This is a genomic window from Maribacter arenosus (genome assembly GCF_014610845.1).
GTDB classification, from domain to species: domain Bacteria; phylum Bacteroidota; class Bacteroidia; order Flavobacteriales; family Flavobacteriaceae; genus Maribacter_A; species Maribacter_A arenosus.
The window spans coordinates 275,452-298,975 of sequence record NZ_JABTCG010000005.1 but is presented as its reverse complement, the minus strand read 5'-3'; the positions used below and the strand labels follow the sequence as shown (position 1 = coordinate 298,975).

The following is a 23,524-nucleotide window of genomic DNA, read 5'->3' as shown; positions in this document are numbered from 1 at the left end:
AGGGTCTGATTGATTGATTATTTTTTTGTAAATGTTATTCCACCGTATTCGCTGTTTATCGATACTGAGTTGCCACTATTGGGTGACCCATAATACCCCTTATAATATCGATTGTTCGATTTTTCAGTACTGATGTTGATCTCAAAATCTTCCTTACCGCTCACACCGGCATATTCAGCCCTGATTTCAAAATCAAAATGGTACTGGGGAGCATATCCTATCTTGATACCCGTATAATCCGAACTGATGTCTATATTGCCTGCATCTTCTGCCATTTCCAATATTTTCAGGGAACCATAGTCCGCATTGATATCCACATTGCCGTGAACGGTCCCCAGTTTCACATTGATGTAATCCCCATTTCCATGTATATTTTGGACTTCGCCAACTTCAATATTCCCATAGTCGCAGGAGTATTGTAGGTTTTCCATTTGATGGATTGTAGAATTCGTATAATCTGCATTCAGCTTAAGATCACCTGCTTTTTCAATTGTAAAACCGGAATAGTCGGCCTTGATTTCACCACTATTGATATAACCAATGCTGGACTTGGAGGTATAATCAAAATTCAAATAGTTGTTTCTGCCCCGAAGTTCGCCAATTTCCAATCTACCATAATCACAGTTGATTTTGGCATGGCCATCGACCCTGTCCAAAACGATATTGCCATAATCATTGTTCAGATGAACGCTATTCTTTACCGGTAATTTTATGGTGTAATTAATTTGCATATTCACATTATTGTTGCCCCAGTTCCATCCCCAGCTACTCTTGTTCTTATTAAATATTGTTTTCGCAGAGACCATTTCACTGTTGGCTTCAAAATCAACGGTAATATCGTCAAGTTTCTTTTGCACTTTATCCTCATTGTTGCCACTGGTCTTGATATGGACCTCGATGAGGATACGATCCTCATTCCAAGAAGTAATGTTAAGATTGCCATAACTGTTGTCTACCTTTAAGAGGGCATTGGAATTAACGCTATATTCTTTTTTTATGGTTTTCTCCTTCGTGTACTTCCCCTTAAGTACGCCATCATTGGCGGCAAGGATCATCGGTGCTATAAAAAACAGCACGGTAACGTATTTATATAGTAAAGTTTGCATCGTTATGATTTTTTAAGTTTTTAATTGTTTCTATTTGATTGATGACATCGTGTAATAGGTCTATTCGTGTTTGAAAGTTGGTGATCATAGCACTTAAGATCAGTTTGTCATTGCCACCATGGATCAGGTCGTTTTCCAATTGCTTGTAATTGGCTTCCAACTTTTTTAATTGTATCATGGTATCACTAATGATCTGCTGTGCTTCTGGGGAACTTTCATTTTCAAGCTGCTTTACCTGGTCCTCGATCAAACTGGCAAAATAAACTTGTGTATTGCTTACTTCTGGTGAGATCTGGGCAACTTGCTCATCCAAGCTTGGCCTCGAGGTATATACCCCAATGGCGATCAAACAAAGCACGGCTATGGAAGCAGCGATCGATAAGGGTCTCCACCAATTCTTTGTTGGTCTTGGGAAGCCCACTACATTGTTGGCATCGTTTAATTTTTCCAGAAACCGTTCTTTATGCCCTGCTTTGGGTTCCTCGGTATCAAAAGTCCCTTCCAGGCCCTTGAACAACTCTTTAAACTCATCTTTTTCCATTAGTAAGCATTTATCATTTTATTACGTAAGCTTTCTTTTGCCCTGGAAATCATCGTACGACAATTGGCATAGCTTATATTCATTATGGTACTGATTTCTTCATAATCATAGCCTTCTATCAAATGTAAGGTCAAAGAAATTCTGTAATTATCTTTTAACCGTTTCATGGTCTCCATCACTTTTTGAGCCTTCAGTTCGGTAAACACATGATCCGAAGCAACTCCATCATTATCTTCGACCTTGTACATTATATCGTCCAATGCAACCTCATTTTTTTTGCGTTGCTTTCGGTAATGATATATACTGTTGTTTATAACAATGCGTTTTAACCAAGATCCAAAGGTTACTTCACCTTTAAACGTATGCAGTTTCGTAAACGCGCTCAAGAACGATTCTTGCATTACATCTTCAGCTTCGGCACTATCTTTTACAATTCGCAACGATGTATTATACATCGCTTTATAATAGCGGTTGTAAATTTCCATTTGTGCTCTTTGGTTCCCTTTAAGACACAATTGTATTAAATCATCAGTATGTTCTCTTTCGTGGCTCAAAAAGTGATTGATTTACTTAATAGATAGCCTAATTTAACCAATGTTACAGTTTACAGAAAATAATTGTGGCTGTTGGCACAGGAATTGCCCAATATAGCATGAAATGATGCGTGCTATGGCTTTAAAACAAAGGGCTAAGGACGTTGTTGGACTTTTTTTAAATACTAAAAAATGCCTATTGCTGTTACATATCTGACAGAATGGCTGAAAATATACTATGGGAGATTCTAAATTTGCTAATTTTGACAATATGTCCTTACAAAGTATTGACCAGGATGCTGAGTTGATACCCTTATTGACCCCTGAGGATGAAGAGGAAATGAACAATGAAAGGTTGCCTGAAACCTTGCCCATTTTGCCTTTGCGCAACACGGTTTTGTTTCCGGGGGTGGTAATTCCGATTACGGCAGGTAGGGATAAATCGATTAAATTGATAAAGGATGCCAATAATGGTTCGAAGGTCATCGGTGTTGTAGCGCAGAAAGATGAAAAAACCGAGAACCCAGGTGTCAAAGATATCCATACTTTAGGTACTGCAGCTCGAATATTACGAGTGCTTCAAATGCCCGATGGTAATACCACGGTTATCATACAAGGTAAAAAACGCTTTGAATTGGCCGAGGTACTTACCGAAGAGCCATATATCACGGCAACGGTGAGGGAAACAATGGAAAAAAGACCGGGCAAGGATGCCCAGGAATTCTTGGCTATCATAGAGTCTATAAAAGATTTAGCTTTAAAAATCATAAGGGACAACCCGAATATTCCCAGTGAGGCCTCTTTTGCCATTAAAAACATACAAAGCAATTCGTTTCTGATCAATTTTGTTTCCTCCAATCTTAATTTGGAAGTAAAGGAAAAGCAAGAGCTATTGGAGATAGATAATCTTAAAGATCGGGCTTTGGCTACCTTGAAATATATGAATGTGGAACTTCAAAAACTGGAATTGAAGAATGTAATTCAATCCAAGGTGAGAAGTGATATGGACCAACAACAACGGGAGTACTTCCTGCACCAGCAGATGAAGACCATTCAGGAAGAATTGGGCGGGGTTTCCTATGATGAGGAAATCACTGAAATGGGTTTAAGGGCCAAGGACAAAAAATGGGATGCCAAAGTTGCCGAGCATTTTGAAAAAGAGCTTGCGAAATTGCAGCGTATGAATCCGCAAGTTGCGGAATATTCCATTCAAAGAAATTATTTGGATCTCTTTTTGGACTTACCCTGGAATGAATATTCAGAGGATAAGTTCGATTTAAAGCGAGCTCAAAAGATATTGGATCGGGACCACTACGGATTGGAGGATGTTAAGCAACGTATAATCGAGTACTTAGCGGTGTTGAAACTACGAAACGATATGAAGTCTCCCATCCTCTGTTTATACGGGCCTCCAGGTGTTGGTAAAACCTCTTTGGGCAAGTCGGTAGCTGAGGCTTTGGGCAGAAAGTATGTTCGGATGTCCTTGGGCGGACTACGCGATGAGGCCGAGATTCGTGGTCATCGAAAGACGTATATCGGGGCGATGCCGGGTAGGATTATCCAAAGCATAAAAAAGGCAGGAACCTCAAATCCCGTATTTATTCTTGATGAGATCGATAAACTGTCCAGTAGCCATCAAGGCGACCCTTCTTCCGCAATGTTAGAAGTATTGGATCCCGAGCAGAACAATTCGTTTCATGATAATTTTCTGGAAATGGGCTACGACCTATCCAAGGTTATGTTCATAGCTACGGCAAATACCCTCTCTACCATTCAACCTGCTTTACGGGATAGAATGGAGATCATCAATGTCACCGGATATACTATTGAGGAGAAGGTGGAAATTGCGAAACGGCATTTGTTGCCAAAGCAATTGAAAGAACATGGACTTTCTTCAAAAGATCTGAAAATAGGAAAACCCCAATTGGAAAAAATCGTTGAGGGATATACTAGGGAATCCGGGGTGCGTTCTTTGGAAAAACAAATTGCCAAAATGGTGCGTTATGCGGCAAAATCAATAGCCATCGAGGAGAAGTACAATATAAAAATCAGTAATACGGATGTTGAAAAGATATTGGGACCTGCCCGAATGGAAAGGGACAAGTATGAGAACAATGATGTGGCCGGAGTAGTCACGGGATTGGCATGGACCAGTGTAGGGGGCGATATCCTTTTCATAGAATCGATTCTATCGAAAGGAAAGGGTGCCTTGAATATTACCGGAAATTTAGGTCAGGTTATGAAAGAATCGGCCACCATCGCTTTGGAGTATATAAAATCGAATGCAGAGAGTTTTGGTATCGACCCCAGTGTTTTTTATAAATACAATGTACATATCCATGTGCCCGAAGGGGCTACCCCAAAAGATGGGCCCAGTGCGGGTATCACCATGCTTACCTCCTTGGTTTCGTTGTTTACCCAGAAAAAGGTCAAAAAGAGTTTGGCGATGACCGGTGAAATTACATTACGGGGTAAAGTACTACCTGTAGGTGGTATCAAAGAAAAAATCTTGGCAGCGAAAAGGGCTAGGATCAAAGAAATTATTTTATGCGAGGATAATAGAAAGGACATAATGGAAATAAAGGAGGAATACCTAAAAGGACTTACCTTTCATTATGTTAACGATATGAGTGAGGTCATCGATTTGGCGATTACAAACCAGAAAGTAAAGAACGCAAAAAAGCTATAGGCATTTATAGACGTTCTCTTTTTTCTATCTATTTTTAAGGTATGGAAAAAATAACTATTGCGATTGACGGGTATTCATCTACCGGGAAAAGTACCATTGCAAAGCAATTGGCCAAGGCGCTCAACTATATCTATGTTGACACAGGTGCTATGTATAGGGCGGTTACACTTTATGCCATGCGCAATGGTTTTATAAGTGAAAACAGTAAAGATGTTCCTGGATTGATTTCATCACTCGACAAAATTAATCTCCATTTCGTTTTCAATGAAACCTTGGGATTTTCCGAGATGTACATGAATAATGAGAACGTGGAACGTGAAATCAGGGCCATGGATGTTTCGAGATTGGTGAGCAAAGTGGCGACTATCGATGCCGTACGTAAGAAATTGGTAAGTATTCAGCAGAAGATGGGAGAGGAAAAAGGCATTGTCATGGATGGAAGGGATATTGGTACCGTTGTTTTTCCTGAGGCAGAACTTAAAATATTCATGACGGCATCACCGGAAAAAAGAGCAACCAGACGGTATAAGGAGTTGTTGGATAAAGGTGAAAATGTGAAATATGCCGAGGTACTGAAGAATGTGGAAAATAGGGATTATATAGATTCACATCGAGAGATATCGCCTTTGAAAAAAGCCGATGACGCCATTGTTTTCGATAATAGTGATATGGGCTTGGAAGACCAGTTCAGTAGGATATTGCATTTTGCGAACCGAGTCATTAACAAACAAAAAAAAGACGTTCATTGAACGTCTTTTTTAATTGTTGTGCTTCTTTCCTATAGGTTCGGGATGACCAAGACCTGATCAGGATGGATGACATCCGGATTCTTGAGAATATTGGTGTTGGCGGCAAAAATTTGCTTATATTTCATCGGATCACCATAATAATGTTTAGCGATCTTACTCAACGATTCCCCACTTTTAACTGTATGTCTATGAAATACGGATTCATCGGCAACCGAAATATTGGCCTTAAGGTCAGAAGGTTGTTCCCCGCCTATTTGCTTGATTTTATCCCATAAGAGATTTTTCTCATATTGGGTTCCTGCAATGCCTTTGATTTTCAAAACGCCATTCTCTTCAGTAACCTTGCCGTCCTTGATTGCCAATTTTTCACCAAGGTCCAAAACGGGCTGATACTTTGCTTTTACGCTCATAGTTTTAATTTAATTACGGTTAATATTTATAGAGGTGAAGATAAGAATTAATGCCCTATTTAACGAAAAAATGAATAAAATACTCCCGATTAAGAAATAGGGCACCATGCCTTGTTTGTAAATCCATATTAATATTGTAGTTTTGCACTCCTTTTTTACAGATAATCAAGAGGAAAAGGGAAGATAAAAAAAATGAATTTAACATCTTCTGTAGTCATTGTTTAACTCTTGCAGCACTACGGAATACAAATTTAAATCAGCAAATGGCTGAAGAAAAAGCAACAGAAGCAGTAGAGGAAACTACTGAAGCTACCCAAGAAACCAAGGTGGAGACACCGGTACAGGACCCTAAGGAATTTTTAGAAAACTTTGATTGGGATAAGTACGAACAAGGCATCGAACGTGTGGATGACTCCAAACTTCAGGAGTTCGAAACGTTGGTTGCAGAAAATTTTGTCGATACAGCAGATGAAGAGGTTGTACAAGGTACCGTAGTGTATCTGACCGATAGGGAGGCTATTATCGATATCAACGCAAAATCAGAAGGCGTTATTTCCTTGAACGAATTCCGTTACAACCCAGACCTGAAAGTGGGTGATAAGGTAGAGGTATTGATCGATATCCGTGAGGATAAAAGTGGTCAATTGGTCCTATCTCACAGAAAGGCTCGTACCATAATGGCTTGGGACAGGGTAAATGCCGCACACGATAATGAAGAAATCGTCAGTGGTTTCGTTAAATGTAGGACCAAAGGGGGAATGATAGTCGATGTCTTCGGAATCGAGGCCTTCTTGCCAGGTTCACAGATTGATGTAAAACCGATTAGGGATTACGATCAGTACGTAAATAAAACGATGGAATTCAAGGTGGTTAAGATAAACCATGAGTTCAAAAACGTTGTTGTCTCACATAAAGCCCTTATAGAAGCTGATATTGAGGAACAGAAAAAGGAAATCATCAGCCAATTGGAGAAAGGACAGGTACTTGAAGGTGTTGTTAAAAACATCACTTCATACGGTGTCTTTATCGACCTTGGTGGTGTTGATGGTTTGGTACACATCACCGACCTTTCATGGAGTAGGATCAACCATCCTAATGAAGTGGTCGAATTGGATCAGAAACTGAATGTGGTGATCCTTGATTTTGATGAGAACAAATCACGAATCCAATTAGGATTGAAACAATTGGAGAAACATCCTTGGGATGCCTTGAGTGAAGATATTAAAATTGGGGATAAAGTTAAAGGTAAGGTCGTTGTTATAGCTGACTATGGTGCCTTTATTGAAGTCGTTGAAGGTGTAGAAGGATTGATCCACGTCTCTGAAATGAGCTGGTCAACACACTTACGCTCCGCGCAAGACTTTGTGAAAGTCGGTGATGAGGTAGATGCTGTAGTATTGACCTTGGATCGGGAAGATCGTAAAATGTCGTTGGGCATTAAGCAATTGACCCCTGACCCATGGACAGATATCACCACTAAATACCCTGTAGGATCTAGACACAAAGGAATCGTAAGAAACTTTACCAATTTTGGGGTATTCCTTGAATTGGAAGAGGGCATAGACGGTTTGATATATATCTCCGATCTTTCCTGGACCAAGAAGATCAAGCACCCATCAGAATTTGTTACGGTTGGGGATACCTTGGAAGTGGAGGTATTGGAATTGGATGTTGAAGGACGCAAATTAAGTTTGGGTCACAAACAGACCACCGAGAACCCATGGGATAAATATGAAAGTGAGTTTGCAGTTGGTACGGTACATACATCGGCCATCACGGATATCGTGGATAAAGGTGCAACGATAGACTTTAATGAGGATATCACTGCATTTGTTCCACAACGTCATATGGAAAAAGAGGATGGTAAGAAATTGGCCAAAGGCGAAGAAGCGGAATTCAAGATCATTGAGTTCAATAAGGACTTCAAACGCGTTGTTGCCAGCCATACTGCTATCTTTAGGGAAGAAGAGCAACGCAATGTAAAAGCCGCAGTAAAAAGAGCTGCAGCCAGTGCTGACGAAGCCAAACCTACTATAGGGGATGCTAATGAAGCTTTACAGGCGTTAAAGGATAAAATGGAAGCTAGTTCTAAAAAGAAGAAATAAGCTTTTCCAAATAAAACTCCTATGCAAGCGGGAAAATAAAAGCCCTGACGAATTCGTCAGGGCTTTTTTGTTGGCTCCAGGATAAATGATTATTTGTAATAATTCCCTATTTTTGTCAAACAAAAGTGTTGCTGGCCTATTATGAGTCAAAAAGTACTACTCTCCTCAAAGGAAATCAATATCATTCTTCATCGTTTGGCTTGCCAATTACTTGAAAATCATCTCGATTTTACCGATACCGTATTGATTGGCATCCAGCTTGGGGGTACTTTTGTGGCCAAAAGGCTTACCAAAATACTGAAAGAGGAATATGGGGTAAAACATATCGATCTCGGGTTTTTAGACATAACCTTTTATAGGGATGACTTTAGGAGAGGGGAAAAGCCCCTTGAAGCCAATCAGACCAAAATCGACTTTTTGGTAGAGGACAAAAAAGTGGTTTTGATCGATGATGTACTTTATACCGGTAGAAGTATTCGGGCGGCATTGACAGCTATACAATCTTTTGGACGCCCTTCCGAAATAGAATTATTGACCTTGATCGATAGGCGATTCAGTAGACACTTGCCTATTCAACCCGATTATAGGGGACGGCAGGTCGATGCGATAAACAATGAAAGGGTTAAGGTCATGTGGGAGGAGAATGATGGTAAAGACCAAATTTATTTGATAAATACATAAGCGATGAGCGAATTGAGTGTACAACACTTACTGGGTATTAAATATATTAACGAAAAAGATATTCAGCTCATTTTTGAAACCGCAGATCATTTTAAGGAAGTTATCAATCGTTCCATTAAAAAGGTACCTTCATTGCGCGACATCACCATAGCCAACATATTTTTCGAAAACAGTACTAGGACCAGGCTTTCGTTCGAGTTGGCTGAAAAACGTCTCTCCGCAGATGTGATAAATTTCTCTGCAGGCCAGTCTTCTGTGAAAAAAGGGGAAACCTTGATCGATACGGTGAACAACATCCTGTCGATGAAGGTTGATATGGTGGTAATGCGGCATCCTAACCCGGGAGCAGGTATTTTTCTATCAAAACACGTTAAGGCAGCTATAGTGAATGCAGGTGATGGGGCACATGAACATCCCACCCAAGCGTTGTTGGATTCATTTTCAATTCGCGAAAAATTAGGGGATGTGGCAGGAAAGAAAATAGTCATTGTCGGTGATATTTTGCATTCCCGAGTGGCACTTTCCAATATCTTTGCCTTAAGGTTACAGGGTGCCCAGGTAAAGGTTTGCGGGCCAAAAACATTGATACCGAAACATATTGAGTCATTAGGGGTTGAGGTGGAGACCAATTTGAGAAAAGCCTTGAACTGGTGCGATGTCGCCAATATGCTTCGTATACAGAACGAACGTTTGGACATAAGCTACTTTCCTACGACAAGGGAATACACCCAACAATTTGGGGTGAATAAGGCCTTTCTCGACTCGTTGGATAAGGAAATAGTGATCATGCACCCTGGACCAATTAATAGAGGGGTTGAAATTACCAGTGATGTTGCAGACTCAAAACAATCGATTATTTTAAATCAGGTTGAAAATGGGGTCGCTATACGTATGGCAGTGATTTATCTGTTGGCCTCAAAAATAAAATAACACCCTATGATATTTGATAAGGAGGATACCACCACGATTGTATTCCAGGAGAACATATCGATCCAGGAATTTCTACGGAATTTTGAAAAGGGCTACCCGAAAATTAAAAACGATAATATTATAGTTAATCTTTTTTCATTCACAAAGCTTACCACCGGTGATATTTTAGAATTTCTCCCAATTTCGAGCAGGCACCGGGATTCAAGGAAATCTTTTGTTTTGGTTACCGATAAGGTTTCTTATGATGAAGTTCCTGAAGAATTATGTGTAGTGCCCACGATACAGGAAGCCAAGGATATTATTGAAATGGAGGAAATAGAAAGGGATTTAGATCTTTGACACCTAAGAATTCACAATGCTGAACTAATGAAATTACATATTTTGGGTTGTTATGCTGCGACCCCTCGTACGTTGACAAACCCTACGTCCCAAGTATTGGAGATCAGGGACCATATGTTTTTGATTGATTGTGGGGAGGGTACACAAGTACAACTACGCATAAATAGGATCAAGTTTTCCAGAATCAACCATATTTTCATTTCACACCTCCACGGTGATCACTTTTTTGGTTTGCCTGGATTGATCTCTACATTTCGACTCTTGGGACGGGATAAAGAACTTCATATCTATGCGCCTAAAGGAATTAAGGAGGCCATTACCCTACTTTTAAAATTGGGGGACTCATGGACCAATTATCCCTTGGTTTTCCATGAGCTTACTTCAAAAGAACCCCAAGTAATATATGAGGATGACAAAGTAACCGTAGAGACCATTCCCTTAAATCATAGGGTATTTACCAATGGTTTTCTATTCAAAGAAAAATTACGGGAAAGAAAATTGAACATCAATGCCGTAGCCCAATACAAAATAGATAAATGTTATTTCCAAAGTATCAAGAATGGGAAAGATATTATTCTTGACGATGGGAAGATAATACCCAACAAGGTACTTACTTTCGATCCGGCTGCCCCCAAGGGTTATGCCTTTTGTAGCGATACAGGTTACTTTCCCGATATAATTCCACAAATACAAAAGGTAGATACGTTATACCATGAGTCCACTTTTTTGGAATCCGAAGCACATTTGGCTAGTAAAACCAAACATGCAACTGCCAAGGAAGCAGCGAAAATTGCCAAAAAGGCCGATGTGGGCCTATTGATATTAGGACATTATTCCACACGTTATAGGTCTTTGGACCTTTTTAAGGAGGAAGCCATGGAAATTTTCAATCGTGTGGCATTGGCTGAAGATGGAAAGGTCTTCGAGTTCTAAATTGAATGATTAACGCAACCCTTAACTTAAAATGTATCTTTCAAGAAAACCGGAGATGCGAAATAAGTTTTTTTTAGGTTTGATTTGCTCTGTACTCTGTCTTGGTTCCTGTGAAAAGGAAGATATGGATGCTTTGGATGGACCTGGAGCTGCAATTATAGGTTCCTGGAGTAGAACCGATGTTATCCCAAGTGGCCGATCGGAAGCTGATTTTCGATATTTCGATATGGTAATCACCTATAACTTTGATGCTAAAGAAAATTATTCATATACTGTTGATTTCTATGGATTTAAAGATGATAATCCAGAAGAGCTAATAGGCTCATCCATGAATAAAGGTTCTTATGAAGTACGAGGGGATAGTGTGTTTATGAAAGCCAAAGTCCATACGTCTTGGGAAAAGGGATTTAGGCCCAATCCTGAATCAATTCTACTGAATGGGGAAGTTTACGGAAATAGATTTGAAATAATTGATCGAACACTTACACTATTTTATATTTCCTATCCTGCGGATGCGCCAGTACCTACCCAAATGAGTTACACAAAAGTTAGCCAAGAGTAAATATTCCTTTTTTTGATAGCATTGATCCCCCCTGTGATAGTTATCATTATCTAATAAAAACAGAAGAAGCTTTCCCATTTCCCAATCTTTTATAGAACTTTGTCTATCTTGTTTTAAGATTACAATACTATGGAAAAAGACCTGGGCAATTATAGAAAATCGTACCAAAAGAGTGCATTGACAGAAGATACGATTTCTGACAACCCCATGGAGTTGTTTCAAAAGTGGTTTTATGAGGTTGAAGCTTCCAATACCGTTGACGAGTCAAATACAATGACCCTTGCTACTGTAGGATTGGATGGGTATCCCAAGAGTCGCGTGGTACTTTTAAAAAGATACACTTATGAGGGTTTTATTTTTTATACCAACTATGAAAGTGAAAAAGGCAAGGCCATTGAAGCGAGTCCAAAGGTCTGTCTTTCGTTTTTCTGGCATTCAATGGAACGACAGGTAATCATCAAGGGTATGGCCGAAAAAATCGCTGAAAATTTGTCCGACGGTTATTTCGAATCCAGGCCCGACGGGAGTAAGTTAGGGGCCATTGTTTCCAATCAGAGCGAAGTGATAGCCTCAAGGGATGAGTTGGAAGAAGGTTTAAAAGCACTGGAAGAGCAATACAAAGGGAAGGAAATTCCTCGTCCTGCCTATTGGGGTGGTTATTTGGTCCGACCTATTTCTATTGAATTTTGGCAGGGTCGCCCCAATCGTCTACACGATAGGATCCGATTTACCCTACAGGAAGATTATGATTGGAAAATTGAGCGTTTGGCTCCCTAATAACAGGCGATATGAAACAACTTATTTTGGTTCGGCATGGTAAATCATCTTGGGAATATTCTGTAAATGACAAGGATAGACCCTTGTTGCAAAGAGGAATCAATGATGGCCATTTGGTCGCCGGGGCCTTTAAGGAGCGGGATATCATACCGGATGCCATATTTTCCAGCCCGGCAATTAGGGCCATGCATACCTGTCTCATTTTTTTAAGGCAACTCCATTTTCCATATGGCCAATTTGAAATCAATAATGAGCTCTACGATTTTTCTGGAGAGTATGTTTTACAGTTTATCAAAAACTTGGACAATTCTTTGAATACGGTAATGATATTTGGCCATAACCATGCTTTTACCCACCTTGCAAATAGCTTGGGAAGTCGCCACATTGACAATGTTCCTACAAGTGGATTGGTGCAAATGGGCTTTGATACCGATAACTGGAATACCATAACGAAGGGTACTACCTTGAATACTATTTTTCCAAAACACTTAAAATAATGATGAAATCCAAATATCAATATATAAATAGAGAAATTAGCTGGCTTAGCTTTAATGATCGGGTACTCCAGGAAAGTGCCGATAAAAATGTGCCATTGATTGAACGCCTTCGGTTTTTAGGGATTTTCTCTAATAATTTGGATGAATTTTTCAAAGTTCGCTATGCCACTGTCAAGCGTATTGTCCAGGCCGGTAAGACTGGGAAAAGTGAACTAGGTGGTGAAACGGCGAAAAACCTCCTGGCCGAGATAACGAATATCGTTATCCGGCAGCAAGCTAAAAGCCTGAATATTTTAAAGCAAATACGAAAGGAGCTGGAGACCCAGAACATTTTTCTGGTAGATGAGACCCAAATAGAGGAATCGCATGAAGAATTCCTAAAAACATATTTCATTCAAAAAGTGAGTCCGGTACTCATGACCATTATATTGAACGATTTGACCGAATTCCCGATGTTAAAGGATACTGCGGCTTATCTTGCAGTCAAAATGGTTTTGATTCCTGAAGAGGGTGATGCGGAGAAAACAAGGAATGTAAAATATGCGCTTATCGAAATACCAAAGGGAATCGATCGGTTTATTGTAATGCCAAAAATTGATGATAAGGATTATATCATTATTCTAGATGATTTAATCCGTTATTCCTTACGAAATATTTTTACGATGTTCTCCTATGAGTCCATAACGGCGCATATGATAAAAATTACCCGTGATGCGGAATTGGATATTGACAGTGACCTAAGTAAAAGTTTCATAGAAAAGATTTCCTCCAGTGTTGAAGGTAGAAAAATCAGTGATCCCGTTCGTTTTGTATATGATAAGGGCATTGGAAAGGATACACTTCAATTTCTTAAGGAAAAAATGGATATTGAGGATACAGACAGTGTAATTCCAGGTGGGCGCTATCATAACCGAAGGGATTATATGGGTTTTCCTAGTTTAGGTAGGCGCGATTTAATGTACGAGACTATAGAACCACTTCCCGTAAAAGGGCTTAGTATGGAGGGAAGTCTTTTTGAACGAATAGCAAAAAAAGATTATCTTCAATATACCCCTTACCATACCTTTGCCTATGTGATCAAGTTTTTAAGGGAGGCTGCCTTGGATCCCAAAGTTAGAAGCATTAAGATTACCGTGTATCGACTCGCCTCGAATTCCCAGGTAGCCGCCTCATTGGTCAATGCGGTCAAGAATGGAAAACAGGTTACGATGCAGATCGAGTTAAGGGCCCGTTTTGATGAACAGGCCAATATTGAATATGCTGAAGAATTACAGGCTGAAGGGGTTAAACTTATTTTTGGTGTTCCCGGTTTAAAAGTCCATAGTAAGATATGTGTTGTAGAACGGGAAGAAGAGGATAAAATTAAACGATACGGCTTTATCAGTACGGGCAACTTCAATGAATCTACCGCCAGAATTTATACCGATTATACACTTTTCACTTCCGATGGTCCTATCCTAAGGGAATTGAACAGGGTTTTCGAGTTTTTTGATACGCCGTATAAAATAAACAATTACAAGCATTTGGTCGTATCACCACATTATACCCAAACCTACTTTATTAAGATGATAGATCGCGAGATAGCAAATGCAAAAGCAGGAAAAGATGCCTATATCAAAATCAAAATGAACAGTTTTACCTCTTATAAAATGGTTGATAAATTGTATGAAGCCAGCAACGCTGGTGTAAAGATCCAATTGATCATACGGGGTATATGTTGTCTTATTCCTGGCATCAAAGGAATGAGCGAGAATATTGAGGCTATTAGCATAGTGGATAAATTTTTGGAGCATCCTAGGGTTTTTATATTCGGTAATGAAGGCAATCCCAAGGTGTTTATATCCTCGGCCGATTGGATGACCCGTAATTTATTAAACAGGGTAGAGGTAGGTTGTCCTATTTACGATAAGGATGTTAAACAAGAATTGATCGATATCTTTGAGATAGGGTGGAGAGACAATGTGAAAGCTCGGGTATTTTCAGAAAAACAGGATAATGCCTATAAAAAGGATAATAAGCCTAAGGTACGTTCCCAATTCGCGATATATGATTATTACGCAAAAAAAATGAACCCTTAATTCCTATCATTTGAAAGTTAGAAAATTTGCGGCAATAGATATTGGATCAAACGCCATAAGACTCCTCATCAATAATGTTATTGAGGAAAAAGGCAAAAGAACCTTGTTCACTAAAAGCGAGTTGGTACGCGTGCCGGTTCGTCTTGGGGAAGACTCATTTACCGTTGGGGAAATATCAGAAGATAATGCTGCCCGGATCATAAAATCGATGAAGGCATTTCGATTATTGATGGAGGTGAATAGGGTGGAAAAATATATGGCCTGTGCCACTTCTGCCATGCGGGAAGCCAATAATGGTATGGAGATCATTGAAAAAATCGAGCTTGAATCAGGTATTAAAATTGAATTGATTGATGGTAAAAGGGAGGCTGAAATAATAGCTTCCACAGATTTGAAACAATTGATCGAGAAAGACCAGGCATACCTTTATATCGATGTAGGGGGGGGAAGTACCGAATTCACACTTTTTAATGAAGGCACCATAAAAACCTCGAAGTCATTTAAACTAGGGACGGTACGCTTATTGAACAATATGGTTGGGGAGTCGACTTGGAAAAAATTAGAAGATTGGATAAAATTGAATACGACCAATATCGATAAGATTTCTATTATAGGTTCTGGCGGTAATATCAATAAGCTGCATAAGATGTCCTTAAGAAAGGAGGGCGAACATTTATCTTACGTTTGGTTAAATGCACAATTTAATTTTTTAAATAGCCTTAGTTATGAGGATAGGGTTTCCGAACTGGGTCTTAATACCGATCGCGCCGATGTCATTATTCCGGCAACGCGAATTTTCTTAATGGCTGCCAAATGGAGTGGTGCAAAAAAAATACATGTGCCCAAAATTGGGCTTTCAGATGGTATAATAAAAACCTTATATTATTCTGATGGTTAGGAACCACTAACCATGAACAGTTTCTTTTTTGCCTAAGTCTTTCATGATTTTGGCCTCATATTCCAAAAGGTCTTGCCATTTTTGGTTTACTTCTTCCAGATTGCCATATTTGCGGGCAAATTTTAAGAACATGGTATAATGGCCCGCTTCACTGACCATTAATTTATGGTAAAATTCAGCTAGGTCCCTGTCTTTTAATTCTTCAGATAATAATCTAAAACGTTCACAACTTCTAGCTTCAATAAGTGCTGCATACAACAGCCGATGTACCAATTGATCGGTCCTGCTACCTCCTTTGGGAAAGAATTTCATCAATTCGACCACATAAAGGTCTTTTCTATCCCTGCCCAGTGTTTGTCCTCTTGCGATAATTCGGTCATGCACCATTTTAAAGTGTCCCATTTCCTCTCGGGAAAGGGCAACCATTTCTTGGGTAAGTTCGGTATATTCCGGAAAGGACACGATTAGGGATATGGCCGTACTGGCCGCCTTTTGCTCGCAATAGGCATGATCCGTAAGAATTTCATCGATATTTTTTTCTACAATATTGACCCACCTGGGATCTGTGGGTAATTTAAGGCCAAGCATATTTTCTGTTTTAGCATTCAAAAATAGTATGATTGCCAACCGTTTCAAAATATGGTGGTTATATTTATCGTATGGAACTATTTTTCAAGTTTATGGGTTGGGTCTTCGTTGTATTGTTTTCAATCTCTGCTCTATTGCAATATAACGATCCAGACGTTTTTCTTTGGATCGTGGTTTATAGTTCTGCAGCCTTGGTCACCCTTGGGTTTTTGTTTAAAAAACTACCCTATTTTATCCCTTTAACCGCTGGTTTATTGGCTATCGTTGGCTTTGTATATTTGGTCCCTGAAAAATTCGAAGGCTTTGGTATTGGTGAAGGGGACGTCAAAAATATTGAGAAAGCAAGGGAAGCTTATGGGCTTTTGATTATTGCAATCGTAATGTTTGCGATTAGCATAAGAATACGGGTGCGTAAAACATCACAGGTCTAGATCGAAGGTTTTACGTAATACATCAATAGCGGGATTTTTTTCCCTTAGTTTTTGGTATTTTTCTTCTGGTGTGAACGCGAATTTTTTGGAAACCTCTTCATTTACCGTAATCTTAAGGGTTATAAATTGGTTATTTAGGTTGTTTCGCAAATATTCCATGAGTTGGAACTTTTCCCGTTCCACTTCTTTCTTCATGGTATCGTTCGGGAGTTCTATCCAAATTGTGGTCTCATTACTTAGTTTGGGAATGTCTGTACTTAAGCTAGAAGCCAATAATTTTTGACCATCCCCATCGATTTTTTTTACAAAATCATTCCAATGTTTTTGCATATCCTCCTCGGTGAAAGCTTCCTTGGGCAGTTCGCTTTCATCAATAATAACCTCTATCTTATTGATTTGATGCTGTTTCTTGGCTTTTAAACTCGATATTGAAAGCCCGGATACGCGCTTTCCCTTGGTTTTGATATGGATAGGTTTGCTTAGAACCTCTGCTTGCATAGTAGGTTGCCCTATTTTGGAATTAGGCTCGTTCATAGATGACGAACCGACAGTAACACGTTCTTCGACAACTGTTTCCGGCATTTTTGATGTGTCATCATTTGCCGTGGTGGTAAGGGGATCAAGACTTGTTTCCTTTTTATCGGGGGAATTTGGGATCAGAGCACGATTTTGCCTGTAAAATGCCGCCGGAGCGATGAATTCAATAGTGCTGTTGGCTAAAGCAATGGATTCAGGATTTTTTTTTTCATCCCCAAAGTCAATCGATGCCAATTTCATGAGCGAAAGCTCTACCAAAAGCCGTTGGTTTTTACTGGTTTTATATTTGAGGTCACAATCATTGGCAATATTCAAGGCTTGTAATAAAAAGGCATTCGAAGTTTGTTTGGATTGTTCCAGATAATTCTTTTTTGCGGTATCCCCGACTTCCAAAAGTTCAATTGTTTCCTGATGTTTACAAACCATAAGGTCCCGAAAGTGCGAAGCAAGGCCGGTAATAAAATGATGACCATCGAAACCCAGGGCCAATGTTTTATTGAATAAGAGCAATAGGCCTGGAATATCATGCTTTAGTATCAAATTGGTGGCTGAAAAGTAAGTGTCATAATCAAGGACGTTCAAATTTTCGGTAACCGCTTTTCTAGTCAGGTTTTTACCTGAGAAACTTACCACCCTATCAAAGATCGATAGTGCATCGCGCATGGCGCCATCGGCCTTTTGGGCTATGATATGCAAGGCATCATCATCGGCCTCGATCCCTTGGCTTTCTGCAATATATTTTAAATACTCGGCAGCATCCTTAACCGTAATACGTTTAAAATCGAATATTTGACAACGGGAGAGGATAGTAGGTATGATTTTATGCTTTTCGGTGGTTGCCAAAATGAATATAGCATGCTTGGGAGGCTCCTCCAGGGTCTTTAGAAAGGCATTAAAGGCTGATTGCGATAGCATATGTACCTCATCGATGATATACACTTTATATTTGCCCACCTGAGGGGGAATACGAACCTGATCGATCAAGTTCCTGATATCATCGACCGAATTGTTCGAGGCGGCATCCAATTCGAAGATATTGAATGCAAAGTCCTCATCCTCATGTACGGTACCATCTTGGTTAATTTGCTTGGCCAAGATACGGGCGCAGGTGGTTTTTCCGACCCCTCGAGGTCCACAGAACAATAAGGCTTGCGCTAGGTGGTTGCTTTCTATGGCATTGAGCAAGGTATTCGTAATCGCCTGTTGCCCCACGACATCTTTGAATGTCTGTGGTCTATATTTACGTGCTGATACGATAAATGGCTCCAATTCTTTTGTCTTTAATAGCATTTGAGTAATACCATGGCTTATTACAAATATAAAAATAGCGGAGGTACTAGCCCTTTATTTAAGATGGATTAAACACTTTTTTATCAACAATTGAAGTAAATTTGCAGCTAGCAGGTCACCTTATCGCTGCGTGCTGGACTTGTTTCAGTACCTATTTAGATATTGTTGAAATATATAAGAGGTCCCGAATCAAGTTTGGGATGTAGAGGAAAGTCCGGACACCATAGTGCAGTATAGCGGGTAACACCCGTCTCCCGCCTCGGCGGGACGGACAAGTGCAACAGAAAGTATGTACAGGTTATGCTGTAGTGAAACCAGGTAAACTCTATACGGTGAAACGTCATGTAAATCAGTGTTCGAGGGTTGCACGCCCGAGCTGAAGGGTAGGCGGTTAGAGCCTTTGGGCAACCAAAGGTCAAGATAAATGATAAGGGGGGTCTTACGACCTTACAGAATCCGGCTTATGGCCTGCTTTTTTAATAAAACGTGTTGGTTGAATAAACTTTGGGCAAAGTCAAATGTTTTTTTCCGACTAAGACCCAAAAAAACTAAAAACACTTCCCCCATATCGGCGATGGCTTTTAAAGTGTTCGACTTGTGAGAGATCCGTATGTTTAGAATGTTCAATAATAAGAATCCCGTTCTCTTTCAAAAGATTATGGGTAAAAACCGATTCCGGTAGTTTGGACAAATCCTCAAGGGATAAATCATAAGGTGGGTCGGCAAAAATGATATCGGCTTTGGTTGAGGTCTTCTCCAAAAATTGAAAAACGTCGCTTTTGACCGTCGAAATCCCATAATCGAGTTCCTTAGAAATTTTATCAATGAATTGTATGCATCCATAGTCGGAATCAACGGCTACCAAATCGGTCGCACCCCTTGATGCGAATTCAAAACTAATATTCCCCGTGCCAGCGAAGAGGTCAAGAATTGAAACATCCTCAAAATAGTAGGAATTGTTCAAAATATTGAAAAGTGCTTCCTTGGCCATATCGGTTGTAGGGCGAACAGGCAACTTTTTTGGGGCCGTTATTCTCTTACCTTTATGTCTGCCAGAAATAATCCGCATTACAAAGCATTGATTAATGTAAAGTCAATGGAGTTCTGGTCGGCATCTGCCATGGGGTATGAAGGTATTGGGGGTATGAAGATAGATATGTCCTTAATATAATTATAGCACAATTTATAAATATGGTCGTCCTCTTCAATATTGCCGAAAAGTTTAAGTTTTGTAGATTCCGTATCTAGTTGTAACTGCTCCATAATAAAGAGTAAATAGTACATAAAATCCTCTTTTGTAGTATATGTAAAACTATTATGGAGCAACAATTTTTTCTGGGTAATTACGGTGATATCCATTTGTTGCCCGTCAACATGAACATAACAGACCGGCTCTTTTTTCTGTGTTCCGGAAGTATTCAATAAGGCCTCAACCAATACCGTAGCACTGTGTTTGTATTCAAATTCCCCGAACAATCCAAAAATATAATTATTGATATTCACAAAAGGGACATAAACATTGATCATATCATGGTTGTCCAACGTATCATAGGCAATATGGTCATTGGCCAATATTTTGGCATTCAACTTTAAATAGTTGGCCAGTTCCTTTTCATCGAACAACGATTTTGGTACAAAACTGAAGAGCCCATTGTTATGAACAACGACCACTTCGGCAAAAGGTGCATTGATCAACTGGTGTTTTGCGAATAATGCTTTTAGATGGCCTTGTAATTCAATAGGGGTTTGCGGCTTATCGAATAACCGTCGGTCAGAATTTACTATAGTGTTGGAAATCGTATCAAGGATACAAAAAGAAAGTCCATTCAAGCTAACTTGAATGGACAGTTTATTATATTTTTCCAATGGGATATTGCCTGGATTAAAGGTCTGATTTTTTGTCATAGATCGGAGGCCAGTTTCCACTAGTGCTCACTTGCTCCAGTGAACCTACTTTAATAACATCACCATTCACTTCCTCAACGCTTATTTGGGCATTTTCACGATCTAACAAGTCTTTAGGCTGATCATAAAGAATAACGTTCTTTTTGACCTTGGCTTCAAAAACCGGTGCTTTATACCCCCCCTTGTCAATGATTGCCGATTTCATTTCAAATTTCTCACCTCCTTGGGCATAAGGTACATCCATTAAGCTTTTATAGCGATCGTCATTTTTAAATAATGAATCCTTAACGGAAACAAATCCCAAAGTATCGATAATCTTTATTTCTTTTAAAAGTTCAATTCCATAGGTCTTATCCATTTCCATATAAGAGGAATCCCTTTGTTGGGTAATGGTATACTTTCCAGTATCCACGAAACTTATAAGAGTCTTGAAATCATTCGCATATTTTCCATTGGCCGTTTTATAGGCTTCCTGTGCATTTCGAATATCCTTTAACTTAGAAACAACTTTCGCAAAACGTTCTTGTTTTACCTTTTTAAACTCAATAGGCCCTGTAACTGACTGATAAATAAGGTATCCGAATCCGATACAGGCAATCCAAAGTACGATTTGTATTATGGTCTTCATTTCGTATGTGTTAATTATAACTTAGTGGTTAACACAAATCTACAATTTTTTTGCAAACCGCCTAATATTTTAAGGATGGATTTATTTACCTTTTTTATTTTTATGGTACGCCCATTATAACGGGACTTGGAATGAAAAGTAGGTATCGTCCCCATCCGTTTAAAACGAATCTAAAAGTTCGTAAAATTCTTTCTGTATTTAATGCTTATGAATAGAATATTGGGATTATGGTGTTTTTGACGAAGAATCATGGTTATATTTGGCTGTAATGAAAGCCCTGACCGTCTCATCTTATTTTGCTATTCTAAAGGAAAAATTCCCTCATGAACCTACTTCTAAACAAGCTGTAGCCTTACAACAACTATCAGACTTTGTACTTTCGAAAACCAAAGAACGCTTGTTTTTGTTAAAAGGATTCGCAGGAACCGGTAAGACGACAATCGTGGGCACTCTGGTCAATAATTTATGGCATACTACCATGAAAGCCGTGCTTATGGCGCCAACAGGTAGGGCGGCCAAAGTAATGTCCAATTATTCGAATACCCAGGCTTTTACTATACATCGGAAAATATATTTCCCCAAGAAACAAAAGGGTGGAGGAGTCCAGTTTGTTCTGGCACCGAACAAGCACAGGAATACCATTTTTATTGTCGATGAGGCCTCAATGATCCCGGATACCCCGACAGATACAAAACTTTTTGAAAATGGCTCCCTACTAGATGATTTAATGATGTTCGTCTATTCGGGCCATAACTGTAAATTGATCTTAATAGGGGACACGGCCCAGTTACCTCCTGTGCATCTAGATCTAAGTCCGGCCTTAGACGATGCGAGATTATCCCTTAATTATAATAAGGAGGTGACAAAACTTGAGTTAGACGAGGTGGTTCGCCAAGCTGAAGATTCAGGGATCCTAGTCAATGCCACCCTGTTACGCGAACAATTAGCCGGCACTTTCTTTGAAGGGTTTAAGTTCGATGTAAGTCCATATACCGATATTGTCCGATTGGTCGATGGGTATGAGATCCAAGAAGCAATTGATAGTTCGTACTCCGAAAACGGTAAGGAAGAAACAACTTTGATTGTACGTTCCAATAAAAGGGCCAATCTGTATAATGAGAACATTCGCAGCAGAATTCTTTATTTGGAAAATGATCTAGCTGTGGGGGATTATATGATGGTGGTAAAGAACAATTATTTTTGGCTAGAACCCAGTTCGGAAGCGGGTTTTATTGCCAATGGCGATATCATCGAGGTCTTGGAGATCTTTGCGATTAAAGAATTGTATGGTTTCAAATTCGCTGAAGTAAAGGTTAAAATGGTCGATTACCCCAATCAACAGCCGTTCGAAACCGTTTTGTTACTTGATACAATCAAGGCAACAACCCCTTCCTTATCCTATGAAGATGGAAATAGGTTGTACCTCGAAGTCATGAAGGATTATGCCCATGAAAAGTCCAAATACAAAAAATTCCTTGGGGTTAAAAACAATAAGTATTTCAATGCGCTCCAGGTAAAGTTCTCCTATGCCATTACCTGTCATAAATCGCAAGGTGGCCAGTGGAATACGGTTTTTGTGGAACAACCTTATTTGCCTAATGGTATTGACAAAGAATATCTTCGTTGGTTATATACCGCGGTCACCAGAGCCAAGAAACAATTGTACCTCATAGGTTTTAAATCCGATTTTTTTCTTGATACGGAATAACCTAAATTAGTGCAAAGTAATAACAATGACCTCTGAAACGATAATTAGCATTTTTTTGGGTGTAGGATTGGCCGCATCGGTAGGTTTTCGTGTTTTTTTACCGTTATTCGCTTTAAGTCTCGCTTCCTATTTTGGCGTTTGGGAGTTGAATGAAAATTGGCATTGGATAGGGAGTATCGCTGCTTTGATAACGCTTGGGGTAGCAACTTTGGCAGAAATATTCGCTTATTTTATTCCATGGGTAGATAACCTATTGGATAGTATAGCCATACCACTGGCAGCAATTGCGGGTACAGCGGTAATGGTATCGACTGTAGCCAATTTAGATCCTGTAGTCACCTGGTCCTTGGCCATAATCGCGGGAGGCGGTACGGCAACAGCGATAAAGGGAGCAGGAGCTTCCACAAGATTGGCCTCAACAGCAACGACAGGGGGGGTAGCCAACCCTTTGGTATCCACCGTGGAAACAGGTACTGCCGTTGTGGTAACTACAGCTTCTATTTTTGCGCCTATATTGGCTGCGTTTCTGGTTATTGCCATTTTGATATTCGTGTTTATGATCTACCGCAGACTTAGACCTAGAAAAAAATCTTAATCGAACCATTTAAA

Annotated in this window: 24 protein-coding genes and 1 other RNA gene; 16 read left to right on the top strand and 9 right to left on the bottom strand. The window is 39.6% G+C overall.

Going from position 1 to position 23,524, the window contains the following annotated elements; all coding sequences use genetic code 11:
* Positions 1-17 precede the first annotated feature (17 nt).
* From HPE63_RS15050 to HPE63_RS15040, 3 genes are read right to left on the bottom strand one after another with little or no spacing between them, the layout of a single operon-like run.
* On the bottom strand, positions 18-1,106 hold the full coding sequence (locus HPE63_RS15050; protein ID WP_188315112.1) for a DUF4097 family beta strand repeat-containing protein: 1,089 nt from the start codon (positions 1,104-1,106) through the stop codon (positions 18-20).
* Positions 1,087-1,647 carry a hypothetical protein gene (locus HPE63_RS15045; protein ID WP_188315111.1) on the bottom strand — a complete coding sequence of 187 codons (561 nt, stop codon included), beginning with the start codon at positions 1,645-1,647 and terminating at the stop codon, positions 1,087-1,089. Before HPE63_RS15045 ends, HPE63_RS15050 begins: the two co-directional genes overlap by 20 nt.
* Positions 1,647-2,132: an RNA polymerase sigma factor gene (locus HPE63_RS15040; RefSeq protein WP_394355024.1), complete on the bottom strand. Its 486-nt coding sequence runs from the start codon at positions 2,130-2,132 to the stop codon at positions 1,647-1,649. Before HPE63_RS15040 ends, HPE63_RS15045 begins: the two co-directional genes overlap by 1 nt.
* A 286-nt stretch (positions 2,133-2,418) precedes the next feature.
* Between HPE63_RS15040 and lon the strand changes: the two genes are divergently transcribed.
* Both lon and cmk read left to right on the top strand, forming a co-directional pair.
* The gene (gene lon, locus HPE63_RS15035) at positions 2,419-4,869 is read left to right on the top strand and encodes an endopeptidase La (protein ID WP_188315109.1); all 2,451 of its coding nucleotides are present in this window, start codon (positions 2,419-2,421) and stop codon (positions 4,867-4,869) included.
* 41 nt (positions 4,870-4,910) lie between these two features.
* Positions 4,911-5,618, top strand: coding sequence for a (d)CMP kinase (gene cmk / locus HPE63_RS15030; RefSeq protein WP_188315108.1), 708 nt, complete (start codon positions 4,911-4,913; stop codon positions 5,616-5,618).
* A 29-nt stretch (positions 5,619-5,647) separates the two neighbouring features.
* Here cmk and HPE63_RS15025 read toward each other — a convergent pair whose 3' ends face one another.
* Positions 5,648-6,028 (bottom strand): LysM peptidoglycan-binding domain-containing protein, encoded by a 381-nt coding sequence (locus HPE63_RS15025; protein ID WP_188315107.1) that lies wholly within the window; start codon positions 6,026-6,028, stop codon positions 5,648-5,650.
* 263 nt (positions 6,029-6,291) lie between these two features.
* Here HPE63_RS15025 and rpsA point away from each other — a divergent pair, with 263 nt between their 5' ends.
* From rpsA to HPE63_RS14975, 10 genes are all read left to right on the top strand, one after another.
* Entirely contained in the window at positions 6,292-8,133 is a 1,842-nt protein-coding gene (rpsA, locus tag HPE63_RS15020) for a 30S ribosomal protein S1 (protein ID WP_188315106.1), read from the top strand.
* A 141-nt stretch (positions 8,134-8,274) separates the two neighbouring features.
* Positions 8,275-8,814 carry a bifunctional pyr operon transcriptional regulator/uracil phosphoribosyltransferase PyrR gene (pyrR, locus tag HPE63_RS15015; protein WP_188315105.1) on the top strand — a complete coding sequence of 180 codons (540 nt, stop codon included), beginning with the start codon at positions 8,275-8,277 and terminating at the stop codon, positions 8,812-8,814.
* A gap of 3 nt (positions 8,815-8,817) precedes the next feature.
* Positions 8,818-9,744, top strand: coding sequence for an aspartate carbamoyltransferase catalytic subunit (locus HPE63_RS15010; RefSeq protein ID WP_188315104.1), 927 nt, complete (start codon positions 8,818-8,820; stop codon positions 9,742-9,744).
* 6 nt (positions 9,745-9,750) lie between these two features.
* Positions 9,751-10,083: a ribonuclease Z gene (locus HPE63_RS15005; RefSeq protein ID WP_188315103.1), complete on the top strand. Its 333-nt coding sequence runs from the start codon at positions 9,751-9,753 to the stop codon at positions 10,081-10,083.
* Between the two features lie 27 nt (positions 10,084-10,110).
* Positions 10,111-11,016 (top strand): ribonuclease Z, encoded by a 906-nt coding sequence (locus tag HPE63_RS15000; RefSeq protein ID WP_188315102.1) that lies wholly within the window; start codon positions 10,111-10,113, stop codon positions 11,014-11,016.
* A gap of 55 nt (positions 11,017-11,071) precedes the next feature.
* Positions 11,072-11,578 (top strand): hypothetical protein, encoded by a 507-nt coding sequence (locus HPE63_RS14995; protein ID WP_188315101.1) that lies wholly within the window; start codon positions 11,072-11,074, stop codon positions 11,576-11,578.
* A gap of 129 nt (positions 11,579-11,707) precedes the next feature.
* A complete protein-coding gene (gene pdxH, locus HPE63_RS14990) occupies positions 11,708-12,355 on the top strand; it encodes a pyridoxamine 5'-phosphate oxidase (protein ID WP_188315100.1) in 648 nt (215 codons plus the stop codon).
* 11 nt (positions 12,356-12,366) lie between these two features.
* Entirely contained in the window at positions 12,367-12,852 is a 486-nt protein-coding gene (locus HPE63_RS14985) for a SixA phosphatase family protein (RefSeq protein ID WP_188315099.1), read from the top strand.
* On the top strand, positions 12,852-14,930 hold the full coding sequence (ppk1, locus tag HPE63_RS14980; protein WP_188315098.1) for a polyphosphate kinase 1: 2,079 nt from the start codon (positions 12,852-12,854) through the stop codon (positions 14,928-14,930). The genes HPE63_RS14985 and ppk1 overlap by 1 nt, the downstream gene beginning before the upstream one ends.
* A gap of 10 nt (positions 14,931-14,940) precedes the next feature.
* On the top strand, positions 14,941-15,828 hold the full coding sequence (locus HPE63_RS14975) for a Ppx/GppA phosphatase family protein (protein WP_188315097.1): 888 nt from the start codon (positions 14,941-14,943) through the stop codon (positions 15,826-15,828).
* 6 nt (positions 15,829-15,834) lie between these two features.
* Here the strand turns inward: HPE63_RS14975 and miaE are convergent, their stop codons facing one another.
* Positions 15,835-16,416 (bottom strand): tRNA-(ms[2]io[6]A)-hydroxylase, encoded by a 582-nt coding sequence (gene miaE, locus HPE63_RS14970; RefSeq protein ID WP_188315096.1) that lies wholly within the window; start codon positions 16,414-16,416, stop codon positions 15,835-15,837.
* A 71-nt stretch (positions 16,417-16,487) separates the two neighbouring features.
* Here miaE and HPE63_RS14965 point away from each other — a divergent pair, with 71 nt between their 5' ends.
* Positions 16,488-16,847 carry a transmembrane 220 family protein gene (locus tag HPE63_RS14965; protein WP_188315095.1) on the top strand — a complete coding sequence of 120 codons (360 nt, stop codon included), beginning with the start codon at positions 16,488-16,490 and terminating at the stop codon, positions 16,845-16,847.
* On the opposite strand, the gene HPE63_RS14960 is transcribed toward HPE63_RS14965, so the two are convergent.
* A complete protein-coding gene (locus HPE63_RS14960; RefSeq protein ID WP_188315286.1) occupies positions 16,836-18,653 on the bottom strand; it encodes a DNA polymerase III subunit gamma/tau in 1,818 nt (605 codons plus the stop codon). The genes HPE63_RS14965 and HPE63_RS14960 overlap by 12 nt on opposite strands.
* A gap of 195 nt (positions 18,654-18,848) precedes the next feature.
* On the opposite strand from HPE63_RS14960, the gene rnpB reads away from it, so the two are divergent.
* An RNA gene (gene rnpB / locus HPE63_RS14955) (RNase P RNA component class A) lies at positions 18,849-19,154 on the top strand.
* A 52-nt stretch (positions 19,155-19,206) separates the two neighbouring features.
* Here the strand turns inward: rnpB and HPE63_RS14950 are convergent.
* From HPE63_RS14950 to HPE63_RS14940, 3 genes are read right to left on the bottom strand one after another with little or no spacing between them, the layout of a single operon-like run.
* Positions 19,207-19,743: an RsmD family RNA methyltransferase gene (locus tag HPE63_RS14950; RefSeq protein WP_188315094.1), complete on the bottom strand. Its 537-nt coding sequence runs from the start codon at positions 19,741-19,743 to the stop codon at positions 19,207-19,209.
* A complete protein-coding gene (locus HPE63_RS14945; RefSeq protein WP_188315093.1) occupies positions 19,743-20,579 on the bottom strand; it encodes a DUF3822 family protein in 837 nt (278 codons plus the stop codon). The genes HPE63_RS14950 and HPE63_RS14945 overlap by 1 nt, the downstream gene beginning before the upstream one ends.
* Positions 20,557-21,207, bottom strand: coding sequence for a hypothetical protein (locus HPE63_RS14940; RefSeq protein ID WP_188315092.1), 651 nt, complete (start codon positions 21,205-21,207; stop codon positions 20,557-20,559). Before HPE63_RS14940 ends, HPE63_RS14945 begins: the two co-directional genes overlap by 23 nt.
* Before the next feature lie 268 nt (positions 21,208-21,475).
* Between HPE63_RS14940 and HPE63_RS14935 the strand changes: the two genes are divergently transcribed.
* The gene (locus HPE63_RS14935; protein ID WP_188315091.1) at positions 21,476-22,915 is read left to right on the top strand and encodes an ATP-dependent DNA helicase; all 1,440 of its coding nucleotides are present in this window, start codon (positions 21,476-21,478) and stop codon (positions 22,913-22,915) included.
* A 25-nt stretch (positions 22,916-22,940) separates the two neighbouring features.
* The gene (locus HPE63_RS14930) at positions 22,941-23,510 is read left to right on the top strand and encodes a DUF4126 domain-containing protein (protein WP_188315090.1); all 570 of its coding nucleotides are present in this window, start codon (positions 22,941-22,943) and stop codon (positions 23,508-23,510) included.
* Positions 23,511-23,524: the final 14 nt, after the last annotated feature.